Origin of the sequence: Caballeronia sp. LZ035 (assembly GCF_031451175.1) — a bacterium.
GTDB lineage: Bacteria > Pseudomonadota > Gammaproteobacteria > Burkholderiales > Burkholderiaceae > Caballeronia.
In genome coordinates, this window is sequence record NZ_JARUXS010000005.1 from 197,609 (window position 1) to 221,238 (window position 23,630).

Genomic DNA, 23,630 nt, shown 5'->3' on the forward strand with positions numbered 1-23,630 from the left:
TCAGCGACCTGGTACCGGCAGTTGAAGGATTGGCGACGAACGGAGAGCGCATGCTTATCAGTGTTGATGCAAAGCGTCCTGAGAAGTCCACCGGACCTGACTTTCCGGTGGTCGGAATTGGCGCGTCCGCCGGTGGGGTCCAGGCGCTTTTACGCTTGTTTGAAACGGCACCCGCATCCACCGGCGCGGCTTTCGTCGTGGTATTGCATCTTTCGCCGAACCATACGAGTCACGCGCAGGAAGTGATTCAAAGTGTTACCCGGCTAAAAGTCCGCCAAGTCAGCAGTCCGGTGCCGCTCGAGAAGGACACAATTTTCGTGATTCCACCGGGCAAACTGATATCAATGGTGGACGGTTATCTGCGCCTGAGCGAAGCGCAACCGCCGCGTTTGCCGCCAACCTCCATTGACGTGTTTTTTCGAAGCCTCGCTGACGCACATGGCTCGCGCTCATTTGCAGTCGTTCTTTCCGGCACGGGTGCGGACGGCTCAGTGGGCATCTCACGCGTGCGCGAACGAGGCGGTGTCACGATCGCCCAGCGTCCGGATGAGGCGGAGTATGGCGATATGCCGCGCAGCGCAATCGAGACCGGAGACGTTGACCTGATATTGCCGGTCGACCAGATCATCCGCACCGTCTTGGCGATAGCGAAAAATGCAGCCGGGATTCAGTTGCCGGCACCGTCGGATACGGAGCGGTCCGAGGAGTCGGGCGGCGGCACGCCGTTGCCGGCGTCAGACGCCCACGCCATCGACGAAGTGCTCGAAACCTTACGCGCGCGAACCCGCCACGATTTTTCGAACTACAAACGGGGCACCGTCATGCGGCGCATCGAGCGTCGTATGCAGGTCAACGCGATGCCCACTGCTGTCGCGTACCGTGATTTTCTCGATGGCAATGTGGATGAGACACCGAAGCTGTTGGCGGACATGCTGATCGGGGTGACCAATTTCTTCCGCGATCCCGATGCCTTTGCTGCCCTTGAGCGCACCGCGCTACCGCAATTGCTGGCTGATCTTCAGGGACGCGACGAACTGCGTGCCTGGGTGCCTGCATGTGCAACCGGTGAGGAAGCGTTTTCGATTGCCATCCTGCTCGACGAAGCCGTCCGACGGTTGCCGAACCGGCCTCGCGTGAGCGTGTACGCCAGCGACATCGATGCACGGGCTATTTCCATCGCCCGTACAGCGAGCTATCCACAAGCCATCGAGAATGATATTTCGCCGGAGCGTCTGAGCCAGTATTTCAGCAAGGACGGTAACCGCTACCGGCTGACCAAGTCACTCCGCGATACCGTCATCTTCGCCGCGCATAATCTACTTCGAGATCCGCCTTTTTCCCGGATCGATCTTGTCTCCTGTCGAAATGTACTGATCTATCTGGATCGTCGTGCACAGACGCGCGTGCTTCAGACCTTTCACTTCTCGCTGGCACCCCGGGAAGGATTTCTTTTCCTGGGAACGGCAGAGTCAGCGGATTTCGCCAACGAACTTTTTTCTCCCGTTCAAAAGCAGCAGAGAATCTACCGCGCGCGACCGAACGCGATTGCCCACAGCCTGGCTTCGCAAGGGAATATGATCCTGCCTGTCGGTATCGGTGGTGAGACGTTCTTCAACACACTGCCCGAAAGACCTTCGGACGCGAAACTGCCTAGTCAGGCGCGCTCGCATGATCTATTCGGACCGCCTATCATCGTCGTCCGCGCGGATGGTGCCATCGTGCACCGCTCCGCTAACGCCAATAGGCTTACCGAGGACGCTCGCCACACGCGGGTGTCCAACCTCTTGGACATCGTACGCAGCGACGCACACGCAGGGGTGCGGCGCGCGTTACAGCGCTGCCTGACAACAGCGCGCCGTGAAGATGAGGCCTCCGTGCCCTTCATGACCGCGTCGGGCGAAATTGCGGTTGATTTATCTTTTAGACCCTACCGCGATCGTGCGCATCAAACGGATTTGGTGTCGGTAACCTGCGATCTGCTCACAGCACTTTCTGACGACCCCTTCGTGGAGGGGGTGCCGTCAACCCCGGAGCAGGCGCAGCAGGAACAAACGGTGGATTCGCTTAGGCAAGCACTGGAGGGCAGCGAGGACCTGTTGCGCGATTCCATGCAGCATCAGCAGTCGTCCAATGAAGCGCTCCGGGCATCCAACGAAGAGCTCCAGGCAATGAACGAGGAACTGCGCTCGGCCACTGAAGAGTTGGAAGCCAGTCGCGAGGAACTGCAGTCGCTCAACGAAGAGTTAGTGACAGTCAATTCCGAACTGCTGTCCAAGGTTCAGGAATCCGCGCGTGTCAGCGATGATCTGAAGAACCTGATTTCGTCGGTGGGTGTTGCTACCGTATTCGTCGACCGAACGCTCAATATCAAGCGGTACACCGCCCCGGCCGAGACGCTTTTTAACATCCGGCCGGGTGATGAGGGACGACCCCTTCAGCACTTGACGCATAATCTTGACTATCCTGAGATGTTCAGCGACTTGCGCGACGCGTTCGAGTCATTGCGGCGCTCAGAGAAGGAGGTGCGAACCGGGGACGGACGCACTTTCCTGGCTCGCGTGCTGCCGTACCGCACGGACGACGACCGCATTGATGGCGCGGTGCTTGCGCTGATTGACATCTCGGAACAAAAAACCGCACAGGATCAAGCAGAGGCGAGCGAAGAGAAGCTGCGCCTTGCAGCCCGCGAGACGCACGACTTTGCGATCATCGTGCTGGACGATGATGGCACGATCGTCAGCTGGAACGTGGGCGCTACGCATATCTTCGGGTTCACTGCCGACGAAGCGTTGAGCAAGCCACTCGATCTCATCTTTATCCCGGAAGACATTGCTGACGGCGTGCTGGCTCATGAGTGCAAGCAAGCGGCGGCACAGGGGCGCGCGGAAGACGAGCGCTGGCATAGGACAAAAGATGGCCGTCTCATTTTCTGCAGCGGATTTCTGAGTCGTATCGAGGTGCCTGGTTTTTCAGGATTCGCCAAGATTGTCCACGATGCAACCACTCGGCGGCTCGCCGAAAGCAAAAAGGAACAAGTGCTTGAGCGCGAGCGTGCGGACAACAGCCAAATCCGAAAGCTGAGCCGCTTGAAGGACGAGTTCATCGCGGTGCTCTCGCATGAACTGAAAAATCCTCTCAACCTCATCCACGTGAAAGCCGAGATCCTTGCTCGCCTGCCGGAGGCCAGGACGAGCGGACGGATCCAGCAAGTCGCCGACGCCATCCAGAAGTCTGTGCTCACTCAAGCGCAGATCATCGATGATCTGCTCGACTTCTCGCGGATTCAGACCGGCAAGTTGTCGTTGCGGCTGGCTCCGACTGATATCGCAAGCATCGTTCGCTCGATCAGCAGCGCGATGCAGGACGACTTCCAGAAGAGCGAAATTCGGTTGGAACTGGACGTTCCGTCGACCCCCTTGATCATTCGCGGCGATGCGGTGCGCGTGGAGCAGATTATCTGGAATCTGCTGAGCAACGCGCTTAAATTTACGCCGAATGGCGGGCAGATCATGGTGCGGCTCCAGCAAGAAGCCGAGACAGTGAAAGTGGAGGTGGCTGACACGGGATGCGGCATCGCGCCCGAGGCACTGGCATCAGTTTTTGAGATGTTCGAGCAGACGCCGAACATACCGTTTCGTGCGCGACCCGGTGGGCTTGGCATTGGACTGTCCCTGGTGCGCCAGCTCGCTCAACTGCATGGCGGAATGGCAGAAGCGTTTTCCGATGGCGCAGGCCGTGGCGCACGCTTCCTAGTCACCTTTCCTGCCGATGCATCGTTTGCTAATCGAGAAGCGGGTGACAAGCCCGCCGGCCTGGCTGTCTTCGCCGGCGCACGTGTGCTGCTCGTTGAAGACTCAGAAGAGTCGCTGCAGGCGATGGCCGAACTCTTCTCGCTATATGACGCACACGTATCGACTGCGAGGAATGCAGCGGACGCCCTCACCATCGCCGAAAAGAACCCATTCGACATGGTCATTACCGATGTCAATCTGCCCGACATGGACGGTTACCATCTCGTCGCACAGTTGAGAAAACTGAACAGCTTTTCTAACATTCCCATCGTCGCCGTGACGGGACGGCCGGTGAATCATGAAGAAGCGCGTGCCCGCGAAGCAGGCTGCGACGCCTGCTTGCCCAAGCCGTTCAGTCTGCAGGCGCTCGCTGACGTGGTGCGGCATTACCGGCCGCATACTTCATGAGGCCTTGCATCATGCACTGTGCAACGAGTCATTTTTTCGTTTTCCGGGTTCGGCCGAGGCCGTGTCGAAACGCTAGTTCCCATGGTTTGTGCGTCTCGCTTTACCCTTGCCGAGGCGTCACGAAACCGCTGCGTGCGATCTATAAGGGGTGATTGTCCAGCGCGCTGATCTCGACGCGCCTTTCAAGATAACCTGGGTCGTCAAGCGTCAGTCGCGCCGTACGTCGAACACAGTCGCGCTGGGAGCAAATTTATCCACGGATTCCGTTGAAAAGCTTGTGAGTAACTCTCACGGTGACTTGCTAAGCACCTGAAGTAGATATGGTTTGTCACCCTGCACGAAAGCATCGACGATTGTGAGGCAGTGCTCGACTGATCCTGCCTCGTTTCCACGTACAGCAAGTCATGCAGCGATCATCCTAGCCTCGTAATCGACGGGAGTGGAGAAATCGATAGAGGTGTGCAGGCGTTGTCGATTGTAGTAGCCCTCGATCCAGTCGACGATATCCAGACGAGCCTGAGCGGGCGTTTCGTAGCGAACTTGATAGATTCGCTCGACTTTCAGGGTTTTGAAGAAGCTTTCCATTGGCGCGTTGTCCCATGCATTAGCGCGACGGCTCATCGAAACGTTCATCTTGAAGTCAGCGGCCAGTTTTCGGTACGCCCGGCTTGCATATTGGGCGGATTCAACCGGTCGTCGCAACACCTTTGATCGAGGAGGTGTTGCATGGTGCGAAGTGCAAAGCAGGTGTATCGGTTGACCGGTCGAGCAGCGATGTACTCGCCGGGCGCGCCATCGCTTGGAAACGAGATCGAGCGTCGCTTTTGGCAACAGATCGCGACTGGCATTACAAGCGAGAAGGCAGCGCAGGCGGTAGGCGCATCTCAAGCAGTGGGCTCGCGCTGGTTCCGCTATCGTGGCGGCATGCCACTATTCATGTCCGAACCTATCGCTGGTCGATACTTGTCGTTCTCTGAGCGAGAAGAGATAGCATTGCTCTGTGTCCAAGGCCTCGGAGTGCGCGAAATCGCTCGGCGTATCGGACGCAGTCCATCAACCGTTTCGCGAGAACTTACGCGCAATGCTGCAACCCGCAGTGGGTATCTCGAGTATCGTGCCTCTGTCGCGCAGTGGAAGGCGGATCGATTCGCTAAACGACCGAAGCCAGCGAAGCTGGCGACTAATGAACGACTGCGTCATTATGTACATGAGCGCTTGGAAGGCAAAGTTCATGACACTGATGGCCGTGCAGTTGTTGGGCCTAGGCAGGCACCGTTTAAGGGGCGAAACAAGCCTCGCCGCGGTGATCGAACGTGGGTCAAAGGCTGGTCACCCGAACAAATCGCCAATCGGTTGCAAGTGGATTTCCCGGATGATAAATCGATGCGCATTTCCCACGAAGCCATTTATCAAGCGCTTTATATTCAAGGGCGAGGCGCGCTTAAGCGCGAGCTGTTGGGCTGCTTGCGCACCGGTCGCGCGTTGCGCGTTCCTCGAGCGAGAGCGCGTGCCAAAGCGTGGGCGCACGTCAGTGAACAGGTGATGATTTCCAGTCGGCCCGCAGAGGCGGAAGATCGTGCGGTGCCGGGCCATTGGGAAGGCGACCTCCTCATTGGCCTGAACCGATCCGCCATCGGTACGCTAGTAGAAAGATCAAGCCGTTTCACAATGCTCGTGCATTTACCTCGAGAAAAAGGCTACGGGTTGATTCCGCGCACGAAGAACGGACCTGCGCTAGCCGGCTACGGGGCTGTCACGATGGCCAACGCACTCAAGAAGACTGTGACTGACTTGCCTGCGGAGTTATGGCGGTCATTAACATGGGATCGTGGCAAGGAGCTTTCCGATCATGCCCGCTTCACTATAGAGTCTGGCGTGAAGTATTCTTCGCCGACCCGCAAAGCCCGTGGCAGCGTGGTACGAATGAAAACACCAACGGCCTTCTACGACAATACTTTCCAAAAGGCACAGACCTATCCCGGTGGAGTGCTCGCGAGATCCAAGCCGTGCTAATACGTTGAACTCAAGACCGCGAAAAGCTCTTGGATGGAAGACGCCCGCGGAAGCTCTCGACGAGTACCTAAAATCTGTTCAACAATCCAGTGTTGCGACGACCGGTTGAATCCGCCTTGACTTCCGCGATCGGAATGTAATAACAACCCCAGCGCGGGCTTACGGTGCCAGCACGCGCTGCGCAGTGCCTGGCAGACCAGTTCCGCGTTGATGCGCTCTGACATTGACCAACCTACGATGCGTCGGCTTGCCAGATCCAGAATGGCAGCTAGGTATAGCCAACCTTCGCCGGTCCTGATGAACGTGATGTCGCTGACCCAAGCCTGATCGGGCTGCCAGCCGTCAAATCGACGATCAAGCAGGTTGGGGGCAACCGGTAAGCGGTGTGTCGAATCCGTCGTCACCCGATACGGGCGTTTATAGACCGGCCGCAGCCCTAGGCGTTGCAGACTACGGCGTACGCGTTCGGCGCTCGCCGGCTGCCCCTGGATCCTTAATTGCCTTACGATCCGAGGACGGCCGTAGCTGCCGCGACTGGCCCGGTGAATCGCTGCCACCTCCCGATCAAGCGCGGCGTTGGCCTGCGCTCGCTGACTTGGCACGCGCTTACGCCACTGGCAATATCCGCTGCGCGACACCGTCAAGACGTGACACAGCCGAGTAACACTGTACTGGTCGCGGTGCTCGTCGATCCATGCGTATATATGGACTCTCCCGTTTTGCAAGCGATGGTTTCCTGTCGCGGTGCCAATGGGTAAGTTTGCACGTATATATCCGGCCTGTTTTCGCGGCTAAGCCGCTGGCCATGATGCAAATCGCCTGCTTCGGTCTCAATACTTCAGCGGCCTTGAGAAGCCACTACGCATGTCGGATTTCCGAAGCCGGGTCCAACCCGGTGCGCATCAGCCAATCATCGTTCGCAAACTGGTGAAGAATAAAACCGTTACGATTTAACGCCAATGGAAAGACTCGTTCTTTGCGAGGATCGACCAGGCAATGCGCGACAGTTTGTTCGTTAGGGCCACGGCCGCGATATTCGCGCCACGGCGAATCGCCAACGCATTTGCCCAGCGCGAAATGGCGTCTTCACGTCGACTCGCGAAGCGTAAAATCGAGCGCGCGCCTTGGATCAACAACCATCGCAAATAGCCGTCCCCTCGCTTGCTGATCCCCAGCAATTTCTGCTTACCGCCGCTGCTATGTTCGTGGGGCGTCAGCCCAAAGCTCGCTGCCATGCAGCGACTGTTTCGGAAACGTCGCGCGTTGTCGACCGCTGCGACTAGAGCGGTGGCAATGACCGGCCCAACGCCAGGAACTTCGAGCAGGCGAGCGCAGCGTTCGTCCTCGGCGGCGATGCGTTTAATCTTGTTGTCCACTTCCGCGATACGTGCCTCCACATGCCCGAGTTCCTGCCACATTGCTTCCGTGAGCTCGCGTGCGAGGGCTGGCAGCGAGCCGATTCCGGCCGCAATACAATTTCGCATGCCGTCTTTGAATGCCGCCACTCGCGCAGGGAACACAATGCCATACTCACCTAGTAGCCCTCGCATCTGATTAATGAGCGCCGTGCGGGTCGTCATCAGACGCTGTCGTATGCGGTGGACCATCTGTATGGCTTGCTGCTCTGGCGTGTTGATCGCCACGGTTGGCATGTCGGGACGTAATACAGCGTCGCAAATTGCAGCGGCGTCGTTCGCGTCCGTCTTTGAGCGCCGTACAAACGGCTTGACATACTGCGCTGGGATAAGCTTTACCTCGTGCCCAAGCTTCTGCAGTTCGCGCGCCCAATAATGGGAACTGGCGCACGCTTCAATGGCAACAAGACAAGGCGGCAATTTGTAGAAAAACGCTAAAACTTGGTTGCGCTTGAGTTGGCGTGCGACAGCGGTTCGTCCTTCAGCAGTCACGCCGTGCACTTGAAATACATTCTTCGCAATATCGAGTCCGACGGTCTTAACTATCATGGCGGCTCTCCGGTAAAGAAAGGACATTGTGCGCTTCCAGGAAAGGTGGGAGAGTCCATGCATTACTTCACCGCGACCCCTTCACGAAGTACGCCGTCGCTTTTCGAAGGATCTCGATATCGAGTCTCGCACCGGCGAGCTCTTTCCGAAGTCGGCTGTTCTCCGCCTCAAGTTCGTTGATCGGGCGCGTCGATCGCGTGCTCTTCACTCCGTGACTGTCGACTTCGCCGATACTTTTAGCACTGTGACTCCGTCGACTCCAATTGCCCAAGGTTGCCACGGGCACTCCGAGCCGACGCGCGGCTTCGTGCTGCCCGACTGATTCGGCAAGTCTAATGGCCTCGACCTTGAACTCGTCCGTATATTGCCGCTTTGGCACTAGCTTCTCTGACATTCGAACCTCCGTACAAACAGAAATTAGCAAATTTCTGCTGTACGTGAAACCGAGGCACGGTCACTGGCTGCTTGCACGGGAGGGTCGAACGGCAAGCGTGGAGAGCATCCGTAAGGGTCTCGCTGAGTGGCCGGGTGGTGAATCGGCCGGACGACGCAAGCACCGGCTATTCGACGAACGCGCAATTCAAATCGGCCTTACCCGGCTGGCCGAAATGGAACACGCGTAGGATTACTATCCAGGACATAAGGCAACGCCGATCGCTCGCGCAAGCCCCTGTCGGGTTTAACACTGATGAAGAGCGTTATTGCCGCTTCAACCGGCGTGCTCCGAACACTTCCCGGCGTCACTTAGCTTCCGCCATTTCGTGGCGGGTGGTACTGTCCGCTTGACATAACGCCGTCGTGTCGTTCGGCGCGCGCATCACGCGTCGTCCGGAGCAACTCCTATCGGTTCTGTTGGAGCCTTAGGACCTCAGCAAGCGCGTGTATGTTGAATGGCTTGGCAAGGCACGCGTCGCAGCCGGCCTCACGTGCGACGCCTTCTTCCTCGCCTATTGGTCGACCAGTGACCGCCACAATCGCAACGCTTGAACCCGTTTCCAGTTGCCGGACCCGGCGCGCGAGCTCGTATCCGTCCAACTCGGGCAAGTTCACGTCGGTGATGATCAGCTCGAATTCGGAGGCCGCCAACAAATCCAAAGCTTGTTTTGCACTTGCCGATGTATGGACCTTTGCTTTGTAGAGAGAAAGAAGGTCGGCCATCGCGGTCAACGACTCCGCAGAGTCATCAACCACGAGTACGCGAACGCCTTCGAAGATCGACAGGTCTGCGGGCGATGCTCCGACTCGACGGTGCGCGGAAGCAGCGTCCGCAGGTAGCCAAACCAGGAAGCGAGCACCTCGGCCTTCACCTTCGGAAAACGCTTCGGCGGTCCCGCCGTGGAGTTGGGCTAACTGGCGTACAAGCGAGAGCCCAATCCCGAGTCCGCTTGATCGCACGCGCGACCGCACGTTGGGCGCCTGCTGAAAAATCTCGAAGATCGATTCCAGCAGAGGCGGGGCAACGCCAATGCCCGTGTCGGCCACTTCCAGACGCACCTTGTTGGCTTCCTGCCGAAGTCGAACACTCACGTGCCCGCCGCTTGGCGTGAATTTCAACGCATTGCTCACGAGATTCCAGACGATCTGTTCAATTCTGACCGCGTCGGCGCGAATGATGAGAGGCTCTGCGGGGACCTCCACTTCCAGGTGTATCTCGCGAGCGGCAGCATCGTCGCGCACGGCTTCAGTGATTGACCGTGCGATCTTGGTAACGTCAGTCGGCGCGAAATGCAGCGCAAGCTTCCCGGTCTGGATGCGGGAGGAATCAAGCAAGTCGTCGATTATCTGCGCCTGGGTCAGCACGGACTTCTGAATCGCGTCGGCGATTTCCTGGATACGGCCGACATGCTGCGCCTCCGGCATCCGAGCGAGAATCTCGGCTTTTACGTGAATCAAGTTGAGTGGATTCTTGAGTTCATGCGACAGCACCGCAATGAATTCATCTTTCAAGCGGTTGAGCTTTCTGATCTCGTCATGGTCCGCGCGCTCCCGAGCAAGCGCCATATCCTTCTTGCCCTCGACAAGCTTCCTGTTCGTCGCGTCATGAACAATCTTCGCGAAACCTGAAAATCCCGGCACATCGATGCGGCTCAAAAAGCCACTGCAAAAAACCTTCATGCCACCTTTTTTCAGATGCCAGCGCTCGTCTTCGGCGCGTCCAGTGCTGCGGGCCTTGTTGCATTCTTCTCGGGGGACGCCGGCGGCAACGTCTTCGTTCGCGAAAATTGCGTCAAGCGGGCGACCCAGCATTTCGTCGGACTGGTAGCCGAAGATTCGACTTGCGCCGACGTTCCAGCTGACGACCAGGCCGTCATCGCCGAGAACAATGATGGCGAAATCATGCGTTTCCTGAGCAGCAAGCCGGAGTTTTTCTTCGCTCGCTCGCGCCTGCATTTGGGCGGCCTTCTGTTCGGAGATGTCGATTAGTGCGAGTACTGCACCGTCGATCCGGTCATCATCGGTGCGGTATGGGATAACCCGGGCGAGGAAGCTCCGTGCATCATTGCTCTGCACTTCTTTTTCGACGGTTCTGAGCGACTGGAAAGCGGCGCGCAGATCGTCGATCATTTCTGGATAGTCGAGCTTGTGCGTGAGGTGCTCCAGCGGCCGACCCGTGTCAGCTGGCAGGATATTGAAAAGCGTTTCCGCGGGCGAAGTGTAACGCTTGATGCTCAGCGTCCGATCGACAAATATAGTCGCAACACCGACCAGAGCAATCAGATTCTTCAAGTCGTCGCCAACCCGCGCGGCTTCCTGAACTTTCACTAGAAGTTCGGTATTGACCGTGACAAGCTCCTCGTTAAGCGACTGCAATTCTTCGCGGCTTGCCTCCAGTTCCTCGGACGCCGAACGCAACTCCTCATTCATCGCCTGCAATTCTTCGTTAGAGGCCCTGAGTTCTTCGCCTGAATTGCGTGCGTCCTCCAAAGTATTTCGCAAACGGTCTTCGCTTCCGGCGAGCGCTTGCTTTAGAGAATCGACCGTTTCCTCGCCGGGTTCGCTTCTCAGTGCGGCGTCAGTTGTCGTCGGAAACGGTGCCAGCAAATCACATGTAAGCGAGATCAGGTCCTCGTCTCGCCCGAGGTCACGGAAGGGTCGCAACGACAGGGTCACCGCGATGTCGCCGGATGCGGTCTCGAACGGAACGGCTTCTTCATCCCCACGCCGTCCCATCGAGACGCAGCGCTCAATGGCCTGGCGCACACGAGCGTGCACGTCATCGCGAACGACATCGAAGAGGTTCACTGCCCGAGTCCGCCTCAGATCTTCAGTCAGCCTGTTTGCGTTCGCTGAACGATAAACGATCTCACCGTCTGTGCGTATCACCATGACGGGTGGCCCGAACAAGTCAAGGGACTGCGTCTGGCTCGGAATCTTCACTTGAACTGGCTTATCGTTGACGGGCAGGCTGAAGAACGCTTGTCCGCCGCCGATGTAAGGCTGAACCTGAAAGTTGGGGTAGGTGGGCAGACCGTTGGACGCAGTTCTTGGCATCGAACGATAGATCTTCTTTTGCTTATTGATAGGCTCGAAGAATTCTTGTGCGAAGTCGGCCGATTCGGCGGTGCCGAGGAACAACAGCCCTGCCGGGCGTAACGCAAAATGAAACGCTTCGACGACCCGCGATTGCGCCCGCCGATCAAGGTAGATAAGCAGGTTTCGACACGAGATCAGGTTGATGCGGGAGAAGGGAGGGTCGCTCAGCAAGTTGTGCGCGGCAAAGATCACCGTATCGCGTAACGATTTCGTCAGGCGATAGCGGTTGCCCTCTTTGTGAAAGTACTGGGCCAGGCGCGCAGGGGAGACATCGTTGGCGATCGCTGCCGGGTAACTCCCGGCTCGCGCGATTGCGATCGCCCGTTGGTCGATGTCGCTCGCGAAAACAGCCACCCGCGGTCGATGAGGGAGTCGGCGGGAGATTTCGTCAAGAAGGATCGCGATGGAAAACGCTTCTTCGCCTGTCGCGCAGGCTGGAACCCACGCCCGCAGTTCCTCCTGCCCATACTTTCCGTTGGCAAACTCGGTATGCAACCGTTCTTCGAGCGCGCCAAAGGCTGAGGGATCGCGAAAGAAATTCGTCACGCCGATCAGCATGTCAGCCAGAAGTCTCGGCGTCTCGTCGGAGTTTGCGGTCAGGAAGGCATTGTAGGCAGCGGCAGTTGTGAGACCGTTCACTTGCATGCGGCGCTCGATGCGACGCACAATCGTGCCCCGTTTGTAATTGGAAAAGTCGTGCTGGGTCCGAGTCCGCAACGTTTCCAACACTTCGTCGATCGCGCCGGCGTCCGGGATCAGCGAGTCGGTGCCCCCGGGCGGCTCGTCCGGGTCGGACGGCGCCGGAAGTTCAATTTGTGCGGCGCTCCTCACGAGCTCCAAAAGCCTCGGAATGATCTCGGCCACGGGAAGGACCAGGTCGACGTCCCCGGTCGCAATGGCGTTTCGCGGCATCTCGCCATACTGCGCTTCCTCCGGACGCTGGGCGATCGTAATGCCGCCTTGTTCGCGAACGCGCGCAATGCCGACTGACCCGTCGGTTCCCGCGCCCGACAGCACGACGGCGACCGCGCGAGCGCCGTGGGCGTCGGCCAGGCTCCGGAAGAAAACGTCGATGCTGGTTGGCGGCAGGCGCGGTGGTTCTGGGTCGCTCAGACGCAAATACCCGTCTACCATCGCGAGGTGTTTGCCGGGCGGAATGACGTAGACGTGGTTCTTTTCGAGCGGCACCGGACCATGAACTTGCTGCACGCGCAGGCTGGCAACGCTCTGAATGACGTCGTGCGCGTGGCTGGCATGGTCGGGCGACAAATGCAGTACGACAACAAAGGCAACATCCGGCGAAGGGGGCGCAGACTCGAATAGCCGCAAAAGCGCCTGGACGCCGCCCGCGGAAGCGCCCACACCGACGACTGCGAAGTCAGGCCCGGTCGACTTGCTCTGTTCCTTTTTGCTCATTCCTGTATTTCCTCGACTCATTGACGCAGTACGTCGGCGCCGACCACGCTCGCTGGCCCGGAAAACACTCGTAGGAAGGTAGGAGCGTCGGTGCCTCGGGTGCTTTCTGCTAGAGGGGCGCAAACAACGCGATCATATCGAGTAGAGGCGCAGTGCCCATACCTTTTTGGCAGAAACCGTCGAATCCCGCTTCGATGCCCTTCGACTTCACAGCGAGTTCGTCCATCGAGGTATAGGCTATAAGAACCAGGTCGCGAAGAAGCTCCATTGCGCGTAGGAGCGCTGCAAGCTGAAAACCATCCGGCGACGGCATGTTGATGTCCAGCACGGCGACGTCGGGCGTCCATAAAGCGATTTGCTCGAGGGCCGAACGTCCGCTGACGGCGAAGCGGGCTTCGTGACCAGCAGATGAAAGGGCCAGGGCCACGGCTTCGGCTCCAAGCGCGTGGTCGTCGACGACGAGGATGCGCAGCGGACGGCGCGGGCGCGCCCTCCTTTCCGTCCAAATGAGCGGTTTCATACTCGTCCCGTGGGGATAAGGCTGTTTTGCTCGCGCGGCGCAACTGCCGTTCCCGTAGCCTGAGATGAGCCGTTCGACCGGGGGGCAAGACAGGCGCCGGCCGCAAGCAGCCTCCCGCTTAGCTCTCCGGGTAATCATGGAAATTAAGCCGGCAAGCCGGACGACACAATCGGAGGTGTCTGTGACTGATGGTCTTGAAAAGAAAAACCGGATCGTGGCGGTTGGGACGTCGCTGGGCGGTCTCGAGGCGCTCCGAACCGTCCTGTCATCGCTGCCGGAGAATCTCGCCGCGCCGATGCTGATTGTCATGCACATCGGTGCGTTCCGCAGCGTTCTGCCCCAGCTGCTCAGCCCCGTCTGTACATTGCCGGTGACGCATGCGATAGATGGCACCGTCTTAGAACCGTCCAAGATCTACATCGCGCCTCCCGACAGACATCTGGTTGTTCAGGACGGGCGGGTGCGCTTAACTACCGCGTCGAAAGAGAACTTCACGCGTCCCGCGATCGATCCTTTATTTCGTTCGGTCGCGGTCGAATACGGCCCACGTGCCATCGCTGTTGTCCTGACCGGTGATCTCGACGACGGCGCCGCGGGTGCTGCGGCCGTCGACGCATGCGGTGGCAGAATAATCGTAGAAGCACCGAACGAAAGCGTGGCGGCCTCGATGCCCGCTGCGGCGCTGCGCGCTGTTCCGAGCGCTACGGTGGTGCCACTGGACGGTGTTGGGCAGGCTATTGTCGATGCGCTTCGCCAGCCCATCAAAGGAGTTTCCATGAGCCCCCAAAAGCAACGTATAGAGGCCGAGGCAAGAATGACGCTGACTGGATTTTCCTCGCCCGAGGAGCTCGACCGTCTGGGCACGCGCAGCACGCTCACGTGTCCGGACTGCGGCGGCGTCGTGTGGGAAATCAGCGATGCTCCGCCCTTGCGATATCGGTGCCATACCGGACACGCGTTTTCCGAAGCCTCGTTGGACGCTGCCCAGAAGGCCGATGCCGAAGATGCCCTGTGGACGTCGGTGCGTCACGTTGAAGAGCGCGCGATGCTGGCAGCGCGTCGCGCTCGTATGGCCGAAACGCTCGGTGATGATGCCCGCGCGAAGAGCGAGCGCGATTTGTCGCAGCGGCTTCTCCGACTCGGTGGGGCTCTCCGAGATTTCGTGCTGGATAGTGCAGGGAATGATGACGACCCGTCGTCAGGTCCGTCCGACAATGAATCGCCAATTTCAGCGTCCTAATGGCCGCTTTCTAACCACGCGACTGTCCGGTTTAAATAGCGATTTTCCGATCGCCACCTGCGGCGAGAAACGCAGCAGCGCGACCGCCACCTCGCGCTGCATCTCGTATTCACGTACAGCGCTGCGATCGAGCATCAGCGCTTGAGGCGCGAGCGCCGTGCCCTGCCGCGCTTTATCCCCACTCGCGCATCCCGCGTCCTTTGCCAACGCGTCGAGCACGATGACTTTGTCGCGCTCGAGCACCGCGCACCCATGCTCAAACGGAGGCGACCACCTCAGTGTGAACACCTCCAGCGAAAGCCGGGGCAAGTGAATGGCGACGAACACAGCCGTAGGGACTCGGCAAGATCGGCGACGGTTGTAGGGTGACGGTCAAATCGCTCAGTTCGGATGGAACCGCGTCGCCTTGGCGTGCCGCTGGACAAACTGATGTGGCTGCGTGCCTCGAAAACGGCGGACGCCTTGTGGTGCGCGGAGCGCGTTCTGCAGGCCGGAAGTTGCGGTACGCAGCTGTTCTGGCAACAGCACACCGCTCCCAGGCTTGCCGACGCTTGCACCTGGCCGCTCAGGCGACCGATACGTTGCTGATTCTGGTACGTCCGCTTGCCGGCGCCCTGGAAGCGTAGCCGGCGACCTTACGCCTTGGCGTGAGACCCGCAGAGGGCGGCATCGCAATCGACATGATTAAACGTACGAGAACGCCAGCGCATTCGGCCCATGCGGCGCCCGCAGCAGCACGCGACTTGGCCGCCGAGCGTGTTGAGCCTGCTGACTCACGCGCGCGAGCGCCGGGCGCAACGGACGCATTTCACCGACGACAGGCTGCTGAACGAGCAATTCCACGAGCGCCGCAAGCGGCCAGCCGCCGCCGTTACCGCTCGCAGGTCGGGCGACTATGCTGCTTGGTGACTGCGGAGGAAGTGGAACAGCGTTGGCAGGGCAGGTCGGTAACAAGTCCTCGGGCGTCACTAACGCCGGACGCCGAAGACGAAGTCAGGTTGGATTTCGGCGCGCCGGCGCTCACAATAAAATTCAGCCAGGGCATTAAGCGCCCGGCGGTAGACTCCAGTCGGTTCTTGCCGACCGCGCAGCGGCCCAACTTGTTGCTGTGCGATATCGTCCTCGGTGGCGAGCAGGACGGCTATGACGTTCCATGGCTCATCCGCGAGGAAACAGGCGAGCCGCGCCGCGACGCTGACGGAGCGCATGCCCGCGGTTGCGGGGTTATGCGCAGGCGGACGCGCGCTCACGCGCGTCGGCGTCCGGCTTCCAGGCGCATCCGACGAAACCGGTGCTCGCGCCGAAGCTCATCGCGACGATCGGCGGTGTAACGCTGCGCCCTGCGCAGAAATGCAGAACAACTTCGCGGATGAGCATCAAGACTTGGAATCGCCCTCGGCCGGCTTCGTCTCCGACAGGTCGTCCGTCTTCACTTCTGCCTGATGGACCGACGTGCCTTCGTCATCAGTTTCGGAGATGTCGGTTTCGAAGGTTTCATCGCCCGATACGGACTGATCTTGCGTGCCGGGGTTTTTGGGTGAGGTGCTCATGTCGATACTCCTTTAAGGAAAGGCCGGAACACGTTATGCCGCTGAGTTTTGGCGTCGGCACTGACGGGTATTTGCAACCGTCGTTCCCGCAAAGCAAATTTTTTGGCGTCGAAATCTTGAGTTCCAGGCCGGTGCTTCACTGGAAGCGGCCGAATTGACTGCCGCGGTGAAGCGAAGTTCGTCGCCGCCGACACGCTTACTATCCCGAAGGCGCTTGTACGGCGTCTTTGTACAGCGACGTTTCGAGGCAAGGGCACACTGGGGCATGATGTTATAGCCTCATCCCCAGTTACGGTAAAACCACTGGATTCATAGAAAGCAATTTCATTGTGGTTCTGGAGTCTGCGTCAGCCGCGGTGAGCGGTACCCTATCCGACGGGCTTTTTGTTCGAGCGCCGAAAGAATGGCGAACTCCATACCTTCGAACTCCGGGCGCGCATACAGGTGTCTGAGCTGGGCGACTTGATAGCTATGTCGACTGGTACCCCGCATTCCAGGAGTTCTCCATCAGCGGAGCGTGCCACCAGGAACCGCGAAGACTCGAGCGGATACGAGGCTAGCCTTTTGGACAGCTATCCACGCGGCTCCGATTAAAACGGCACCGAGCCATGCCCTCGCGGGTGCGACGCTTGCTCCCTCTCGCTCTATTCAGAAACCAGCGAAGGAGCACAGCATGAAAGCCGTCGTCTTCCACGGAGTCGGAAACATATCCCTCGACAACGTTCCCGACCCTTCGATTCAGCACGATCAGGACGCCATCGTTCGCCTGACTGCGAGCGCCGTTTGCGGGACCGACTTGCATATGGTTCGCGGCACGCTCGGCGGCATGAAGCCGGGAACGATTCTCGGCCATGAAGGCGTCGGCGTGATCGAGGAAATTGGCAAGGGTGTGCGTAACTTCAAGCGCGGCGACCGCGTACTGATCCCATCGACGATTTCCTGCGGCTTCTGCTCGTATTGTCGGAAGGGCTATACGGCTCAGTGCGACGAGGCCAACCCGAATGGCCCGGCCGCAGGCACGGCGTTCTTCGGTGGCCCGCAATCGACGGGACCCTTCAACGGCCTGCAAGCCCAGTTCGCGCGCACGCCGCTCGCGAACGCGAGCCTTATCAGGCTGCCGGAGAATATCGACGACGAACGTGCCATTCTGATGTCGGATATCTTTCCGACCGGATTCTTCGGCGCGCAACTCGCCGAAGTCACCCGAGGCGATACGGTCGCGGTGTTCGGCGCCGGGCCGGTCGGTCAGTTCGCCGTGGCAAGCGCGTTCATGCTCGGAGCAGGACGCGTGATCGTCGTGGACCGTCTGCAAGATCGCCTGGACATGGCGCGTGCGCAAGGCGCGGAAGCGGTCAACTTCGATGAAGAGGACCCGGTGCAGGCCATCCTTGAATTGACCGGCGGCATCGGCGTGGATCGCGCGATCGATGCGGTAGGCGTGGATTCCGTCCACGCACAGGCGGGCCCGGCATCATCCGAGGACAGTGCGAAGCAGGGCGAATCAGAAAGCGAAACCGTAACTCCCGAGCGCAACATGTCGGACGGCAACTGGATTCCCGGCGATGCGCCCACCCAGGCGCTCGACTGGAGCATCGCCGCGGTGGCCAAGGCCGGGACGCTCGGCATCATCGGGGTTTATCCGCCGAATGATCGATTCTTTCCTATCGGCGTCGCAATGAACAAGAACCTGACGATCAAGATGGGCAACTGCAATCACCGCGCGGTGACGCCGCCGCTGGTGGAGCGCGTACGCAGCGGATCATTCGACCCGCTGCGGGTGTTGACTACACGGGAGCCGTTGATGAACGTCATCGATGCCTATAAGGCGTTCGACAAGCGACAACCCGGCTGGATCAAGGTCGCGCTCGAACCGGTGGCCTGATTGCGCATCGGAAAAGGTAGATTCTCATGGCGATCCATAAAGCCGGCAACCGCTCCGTCACTCACACCGTGGCCCTCGACCAGATCGACGTTCGGAAGGGGCAGGTAACGGAAAAAATTGAGCGCGATGTTTTTCGTCAGCGATTCACGGCGCGCTTTTACGATCCGGCGTTTCGCGTAGAGGACGAGGCGATCGACCGGCTTGAAGCGATCGCGTGGGACGCGTATCTCGAAGGCAGAAAATCGCCGATAACCGAAAAGGCAGGACCGCGTTTCGCAGACCCCGAATACGAGCTATCGGTGGAATGGCGCGAGGCGAGCGACCGAATTGCCACGGCGCAGGCGCGGCAGCGCGATCCAGAAGCGCCGTCGCGTGTCGTCATCGTCGTGGGTTCGTCGCGCAACGACTTCACGTGTCCGGGCGAAATGTCGAAGTCGTTCCGGCTGGCCAAGCGAGCGGAAGCCATCCTCCAGAGCGCGTCGATCATAGTCGACGTGCTCGATCTATCACGGCTCAACTCTGAGCACGACCTCCATATCCATCCTTGCAAAGGCTGTGTTTCGACGGCGATGCCGCTTTGTCACTGGCCGTGCAGTTGCTATCCGAACCATTCCCTAGGCCTCGTCAATGACTGGATGAACGAGATCTATGAAAAGCTCGCCGCCTGCCACGGCTTGCTGATCGTCACGCCTGTCTACTGGTATCAGGTCAGCAGCCCGATCAAGTTGATGATGGATCGCCTGGTCTGCGCGGATGGCGGCAATCCCGATCCGTCATCCACGCACGGCAAAAACCCTGCTGAAGCCAAACAAATCGAACTGGATGGATGGGATTATCCAAAGCATCTGGCAGGGCGTGCATACGGGCTCGTCGTCCATGGCGATGTAGCCGGAATCGAGGGTTCGCGCCGCGCGTTGACCGATTGGCTCGACTGGATGGGTTTCGTGGAGTCGGGTGCAAAGTCTCGGCTCGACCGATTCATCGGCTACTACGAGCCGTATGCCACGAGTCATCAGACGCTCGATCGTGACTTGCCGGTTCAGCAGGAAGTCGAGAACGTCGCGCGTGCGCTCGCGGCCAAGGTGGCACAAGTGCGTGAAAAATTCACCGAGCCGGATTCGAACCTTCAGCAACCGCGCGCGAAATAGCCTCTTAAACGCAGAGGCGTCGCGCGGGAGCCGTTACGGCGGGTGGCCTAGTGATTGTCGGGCAAGGCGTAGGCGATCACGTAATCGCCGAGCTTGGTCAGGAACGAACCATGTCCGCCCGCCGCGATGAGCACGTATTGCTTGCCGTTGGCCTCATAGGTCATCGGCGTTGCCTGGCCGCCTGCGGGCAGCCGCGCTTCCCATAGCTTCGCGCCGGTGTCCGTGCTGAACGCGCGCAGATAGTCGTCAGCGGTGGCGGCGATGAAGAAGACATGTCCTGCTGTCGTCATCGGTCCGCCGAGCATCGGCATGCCCATCTTGAATGGAATGGGAATCGGAGACGAGTCGCGGGTCGTGCCGATGCGTTTCTTCCAGATCACTTGGTTGGTGTCGAGATCGAGCGCGGCGACATAGCCCCATGCGGGTTGCTTGCAAGGCAAACGCACGGGCGAGAGGAACGACATCGGCAGATTCGATGGATTGCCGGTGTCGCGCGCCTGTGCGGCGGCCGGCGTTTCATAGTAGGACACGCCGCGGCAGGTCACATGCTGGAAGCTGGGATCGGGCTTCAGTTGCGGGTCGAAGCGCCATTTCTGCTTGCCGCTCGCGCCGTCCAGTGCGACCGCCTGCTGATGCGGCGTGCAGAAGTACAGCGTGCCATCGACAGCGAGCGGGGTGACTTCATCGGTGATCTCGAGCGGGTCGTTCGGGCCTTTCATGTCGCCCGTGCGAAAACGCCATGCTTCGCGCAGGTTCGAGACATTGCGATCGTTGATCTGCGCGAGCGGTGAATACCGGGTGCCGGCCTGTGAGTTGCCATAGGCGAGCCAGTTGCCCGCGTGCTTGCCCGGTGTTTCCGCGGCCGCCGACGTCGCCGCGCTCACGGTGCCGTCTATCTGCTGCGGATCGTTGAACGCGGCATAACCCAGCGCGACGCCCGACAGCACGAGCGCAACGCCCAGCGCCGCCGGGCCTGACGCGCGTGGCGCGACATAGATGCGCAGCACGAACGGCAGCACCATCCAGATGCCGACGAGCACGAGCACATCGAGGCGCGACGCGAGCGCCCAGAAATCGAAGCCGGACTCGGCGATCGCCCATATCAGCGTGCCGAGCAGCAGTAACGCATAAAGCCAGAGCGCCTTGGGACTTGCGCGCAGAACGAGCCATGCGATGACGAGCGTGACGATGCCCGCGATCAAATAGTAAGGCGACCCGCCGATGGCAACGAGCCAGCCACCACCTATGATCAAGTAGAGGCCCGACAGCGCGAGGAATACCAGCGTAATCCATTTGACCACTGCCGAAGGCGCGCGCGGCCGCGCAAGAGGTGGGGAGGAGGGAGCATTCATTTGACAACTCTCGAGGGTGGGGCCCGCATGCGATGCAGCGTCGAAGGCAGTTGGTTCACTCAGCAGTCGTTGTGCCCGTCGATGACGCTTTATCTGCGCGCAGCGGCTTGCGCGTACGCTCCTCACAGTGCTAACTGCTGGGGCGCTAACTTGTTGAGTTATCCAGGGCGGCAGTCTGAGGAGCGTGTGGCTTCGCGGCGAGGCCAGAGGCCGGGTCATGGAAGCTTGCATTATTCGCGACTGCATGCTTCTCAATTCGGCCTTCAGGCCAAGCGTGTTATTGAGGAGTCGGCAGTGAAGGACGAATACCTCCTTAATCATGCTTTGCATTGGACAAGCGTGACGACCGTTCACCGGAACGCCCTTTGATACGGATGTCGTCGCCGCATGCGGTCCGCACTAGGCGCGCCACCGGCGCGGTACATATAACTTGCCTAAACGCTCTTTCGCCAGAAGGATTCCATGAATACCCACGTTGCCAACGCGGAGGACTTCCGGATAGAAGATTTACGTAATGGCAGCGAATGGTGGCAGTACGGCCTGCAACCTGGAGATTGCGGTCGCGGCGCGCATAGATATGCGCGCCGCCGCGCTTCAGCCTTCTTCCTGCCCGACCGCCTTCGACACATCGGCCGGTGCCTGAAACTGCTGTTCCGGCAGCGCATCGAGCGCGGACATCACATCGTCGCTTGCCTTGCTTGCGCGCTGTATCGACGATGGTCTGCTTGTCCGCGGGATAGTGAATGCCTCTCAACGCCTCCTGAATTTTGATGAACACGGTATTGGAACCGCTAGCGGACGTGCCCTTGCTCATGGCTTTGAACTCCTTCGTTCGTGTGCGGAGTTACTGGCTGGCGCCCGATGGCGTATCGCTTGCCGCCGTCGCGGGGAAGCTGGCCGCTGCCGGCGCGGACGTGGCCGACGTGGGCGCGGCAGCCGCACTGTCGCTGGCTGCGCTGCCCGCGCTCGTGCTGTTGCGGTTGCATCCAGCGATGACGCAAAGACTTGCCGACAATGCGGCGATCGCCGCGGCTTTCAACGTGATGGATAATTTCATGGTGCGCTCCTTGTCTTGCCCCGGTCGATAAAACTGATGAGCCCATTGACTGATCCGCTTGCGTTGCCGCCGATGGCTTCGGTTTGGGATCGGGCTCGGCCTCCGTGTCGGTGCCGGTCTTGCCGGTGCTGCGATGGACGGTTGCGCCGGTTTCATCGAGCAGATCGTCGAGGTCGTCGCTTTCGTCGTAGGCGGAAGGCGTGGGCGGCATCGAGATCAGGAGGAAGTGCACCGACACGGCGGGAAGTTCGTGGATGTCGAAATGACTGGTCATGGCGGTTAGAGCGTTGAATGAATCGTTCGTAAAATTCAGCAAGCGGCATTCCGCTGTTCCGCGCGCGCCTTAGGTCCTCGACTTGCTAAATGGGTGCAAACAGCAGGAGGAAGAATGGCTCTTCATCCAGTGCGATCCGTGCAACGGGAAGACGGCTTCGATTGACGGGCGAATCCTGCTCGATGAACTAAGCGCCAATCTCGCGTTCTTCTCGAGCGATGGCGGCCAGTCGAGATTCGATGTCCCCGAGTTTCGCTCGGCAAGTGGCATGTTCTACGTGGCGCGCACGGCCCTCGGAAAGCCCGTCGGGTGCGGCGCATTAAGGCATCGACGCATCGACGGCCGAGATCAAAAGGGTCTATAGCCGTCAATCTGCATCGGGCATCGGGCATCGGGCGTCGGGCATCGGGCACCGGCACGGCCGTCGTCCGGCATCTGGAGGCCGACGCTGCCGGTTGTGGCTACAGGAGGCTCTTCCTGGAAACGCGGGCGGTCACAAGCGTGCGATGCGGTTCTACCAGGGTAATGGATTCAGTCCGATCGAACGATATGACGGTTATGTCTGCCAGATGGATGCGCGCTGGCTTGAAAAAATGCTGGTCGATGTATGACGTCCGCCCCCACAGCGCCGCATCAGCGTCGACTATTTCACGTCGATAAGCGTTTGACGGCATGCAAATTGCACCAGCTGCGTCGACGCCCGGCGGACCGACTTCCGCTGGCTCGATACCGCCGAACACCCAAGGAGACGTTCATGGCTAACAGGGTTCAAGGTTCCGACCCGGTCGATTCCCTCATAACGGAAAAGGCTGAGGCTGCATATGAATTCCCGACCAGCGCAGACCGGCCTTCTTCGAATGAGAACGGGGAGTCATCCGCGTCCGGCAATGATATGCGTTCGGTCGTCAAAGACAGGCTCTCCGATGTGCGGGACGGAATGGCGACGAGATATCGGGCGGCATCCGAAACCACCGACGACTTCGTGCACGACAATCCGTGGAAGGCTATCGCGCTGGCCGCAGTCGGCGGCTTGGTGATCGGGATGCTTGCTTCGCGTTGAACCAGATTGAGCGGCGATCGGGCGACCACCTTTTCAGTATCGCCGATCGTCGCGTTTAATTGAATCCATTGCGAATCACTCGTTCGTCGGATCGCCCGGGTCTTCGACACCCTTCTCGATGTTGTCCTTCTGATCGCCGTAATCCTTGCGATTGGCGCCGTTGGTGATCTCCACGTCGCCCTTGAGCTTGCGGTCCTCGTCGCCCGTCACCTTGCCGATCGCGGTGTCGGTCCAGCCCTTGACCTGTTCCTTGATGCCTTCCTTCTGATCCTTGTTCAAGATTTTCTCCGTCGGTCAGGCGTGCTTCGCCGCACGCGCTGTGTTGAAGCGTGTCAGACCTCGATCTATGCAGCATGTCGTGTGCCGCCGCTATCATCGACGCGCGAGGCACGCGCAATGCTTGAGCCCATGCATTCCTTAC

14 protein-coding genes and 6 pseudogenes are annotated in these 23,630 nt (G+C 59.6%); 6 read left to right on the forward strand and 14 right to left on the reverse strand.

Annotated features, from left to right (window positions below; genetic code table 11):
* Nucleotides 1-50: 50 nt before the first annotated feature.
* Nucleotides 51-4,199 (forward strand): chemotaxis protein CheB, encoded by a 4,149-nt coding sequence (locus tag QCE88_RS39425; protein ID WP_309911306.1) that lies wholly within the window; start codon nucleotides 51-53, stop codon nucleotides 4,197-4,199.
* 402 nt (nucleotides 4,200-4,601) lie between these two features.
* On the opposite strand, the pseudogene QCE88_RS39430 reads toward QCE88_RS39425, so the two are convergent.
* Nucleotides 4,602-4,883 (reverse strand): annotated as a pseudogene (locus QCE88_RS39430) (integrase core domain-containing protein); the annotation flags it as partial.
* A gap of 42 nt (nucleotides 4,884-4,925) precedes the next feature.
* Between QCE88_RS39430 and QCE88_RS39435 the strand changes: the two are divergent.
* Nucleotides 4,926-6,321: pseudogene (locus QCE88_RS39435) on the forward strand (IS30 family transposase).
* 7 nt (nucleotides 6,322-6,328) lie between these two features.
* On the opposite strand, the pseudogene QCE88_RS39440 reads toward QCE88_RS39435, so the two are convergent.
* The 5 genes and pseudogenes from QCE88_RS39440 to QCE88_RS39460 all read right to left on the reverse strand — a co-directional run.
* Nucleotides 6,329-6,919, reverse strand: a pseudogene (locus QCE88_RS39440) (IS3 family transposase); the annotation flags it as partial.
* 243 nt (nucleotides 6,920-7,162) lie between these two features.
* Nucleotides 7,163-8,176, reverse strand: a complete 1,014-nt coding sequence (locus QCE88_RS39445) for an IS110 family transposase (protein ID WP_309911307.1) — start codon at nucleotides 8,174-8,176, stop codon at nucleotides 7,163-7,165.
* A gap of 65 nt (nucleotides 8,177-8,241) precedes the next feature.
* Nucleotides 8,242-8,570: pseudogene (locus QCE88_RS39450) on the reverse strand (transposase); the annotation flags it as partial.
* A gap of 446 nt (nucleotides 8,571-9,016) precedes the next feature.
* Nucleotides 9,017-13,126 carry a chemotaxis protein CheB gene (locus tag QCE88_RS39455; RefSeq protein WP_309911308.1) on the reverse strand — a complete coding sequence of 1,370 codons (4,110 nt, stop codon included), beginning with the start codon at nucleotides 13,124-13,126 and terminating at the stop codon, nucleotides 9,017-9,019.
* Between the two features lie 109 nt (nucleotides 13,127-13,235).
* Nucleotides 13,236-13,646 (reverse strand): response regulator, encoded by a 411-nt coding sequence (locus QCE88_RS39460; protein WP_309911309.1) that lies wholly within the window; start codon nucleotides 13,644-13,646, stop codon nucleotides 13,236-13,238.
* 181 nt (nucleotides 13,647-13,827) lie between these two features.
* On the opposite strand from QCE88_RS39460, the gene QCE88_RS39465 reads away from it, so the two are divergent.
* Nucleotides 13,828-14,886 carry a chemotaxis protein CheB gene (locus QCE88_RS39465; protein WP_309911311.1) on the forward strand — a complete coding sequence of 353 codons (1,059 nt, stop codon included), beginning with the start codon at nucleotides 13,828-13,830 and terminating at the stop codon, nucleotides 14,884-14,886.
* On the opposite strand, the gene QCE88_RS39470 is transcribed toward QCE88_RS39465, so the two are convergent.
* From QCE88_RS39470 to QCE88_RS39480, 3 genes are all read right to left on the reverse strand, one after another.
* Complete coding sequence (locus QCE88_RS39470; protein WP_309911313.1) at nucleotides 14,875-15,213, reverse strand: hypothetical protein; 339 nt, start codon at nucleotides 15,211-15,213, stop codon at nucleotides 14,875-14,877. The two genes, QCE88_RS39465 and QCE88_RS39470, sit on opposite strands and share 12 nt — an antisense overlap.
* Nucleotides 15,214-15,854: 641 nt before the next feature.
* On the reverse strand, nucleotides 15,855-16,094 hold the full coding sequence (locus QCE88_RS39475; protein WP_309911315.1) for a hypothetical protein: 240 nt from the start codon (nucleotides 16,092-16,094) through the stop codon (nucleotides 15,855-15,857).
* 168 nt (nucleotides 16,095-16,262) lie between these two features.
* The gene (locus tag QCE88_RS39480; RefSeq protein WP_309911316.1) at nucleotides 16,263-16,436 is read right to left on the reverse strand and encodes a hypothetical protein; all 174 of its coding nucleotides are present in this window, start codon (nucleotides 16,434-16,436) and stop codon (nucleotides 16,263-16,265) included.
* Nucleotides 16,437-17,109: 673 nt separating this feature from the next.
* Between QCE88_RS39480 and QCE88_RS39485 the strand changes: the two genes are divergently transcribed.
* Together QCE88_RS39485 and QCE88_RS39490 are read left to right on the forward strand one after the other, a co-directional pair.
* Nucleotides 17,110-18,318, forward strand: a complete 1,209-nt coding sequence (locus tag QCE88_RS39485) for a zinc-dependent alcohol dehydrogenase (protein WP_309911317.1) — start codon at nucleotides 17,110-17,112, stop codon at nucleotides 18,316-18,318.
* Between the two features lie 116 nt (nucleotides 18,319-18,434).
* The gene (locus QCE88_RS39490) at nucleotides 18,435-19,466 is read left to right on the forward strand and encodes a flavodoxin family protein (RefSeq protein WP_309911335.1); all 1,032 of its coding nucleotides are present in this window, start codon (nucleotides 18,435-18,437) and stop codon (nucleotides 19,464-19,466) included.
* 47 nt (nucleotides 19,467-19,513) lie between these two features.
* Here the strand turns inward: QCE88_RS39490 and QCE88_RS42160 are convergent.
* The 4 genes and pseudogenes from QCE88_RS42160 to QCE88_RS39505 all read right to left on the reverse strand — a co-directional run.
* Nucleotides 19,514-19,924, reverse strand: a pseudogene (locus QCE88_RS42160) (PQQ-binding-like beta-propeller repeat protein); the annotation flags it as partial.
* Between the two features lie 105 nt (nucleotides 19,925-20,029).
* Nucleotides 20,030-21,148: pseudogene (locus tag QCE88_RS42165) on the reverse strand (hypothetical protein); the annotation flags it as partial.
* 264 nt (nucleotides 21,149-21,412) lie between these two features.
* The gene (locus tag QCE88_RS42170; RefSeq protein WP_409018322.1) at nucleotides 21,413-21,496 is read right to left on the reverse strand and encodes a hypothetical protein; all 84 of its coding nucleotides are present in this window, start codon (nucleotides 21,494-21,496) and stop codon (nucleotides 21,413-21,415) included.
* Nucleotides 21,497-21,609: 113 nt separating this feature from the next.
* Nucleotides 21,610-22,191: a hypothetical protein gene (locus QCE88_RS39505; protein ID WP_309911322.1), complete on the reverse strand. Its 582-nt coding sequence runs from the start codon at nucleotides 22,189-22,191 to the stop codon at nucleotides 21,610-21,612.
* A 712-nt stretch (nucleotides 22,192-22,903) separates the two neighbouring features.
* On the opposite strand from QCE88_RS39505, the gene QCE88_RS39510 reads away from it, so the two are divergent.
* The gene (locus QCE88_RS39510) at nucleotides 22,904-23,209 is read left to right on the forward strand and encodes a glycine zipper domain-containing protein (protein WP_309911323.1); all 306 of its coding nucleotides are present in this window, start codon (nucleotides 22,904-22,906) and stop codon (nucleotides 23,207-23,209) included.
* A gap of 75 nt (nucleotides 23,210-23,284) precedes the next feature.
* On the opposite strand, the gene QCE88_RS39515 is transcribed toward QCE88_RS39510, so the two are convergent.
* Nucleotides 23,285-23,488: a CsbD family protein gene (locus tag QCE88_RS39515; RefSeq protein WP_309911324.1), complete on the reverse strand. Its 204-nt coding sequence runs from the start codon at nucleotides 23,486-23,488 to the stop codon at nucleotides 23,285-23,287.
* Between the last annotated feature and the right edge of the window lie 142 nt (nucleotides 23,489-23,630).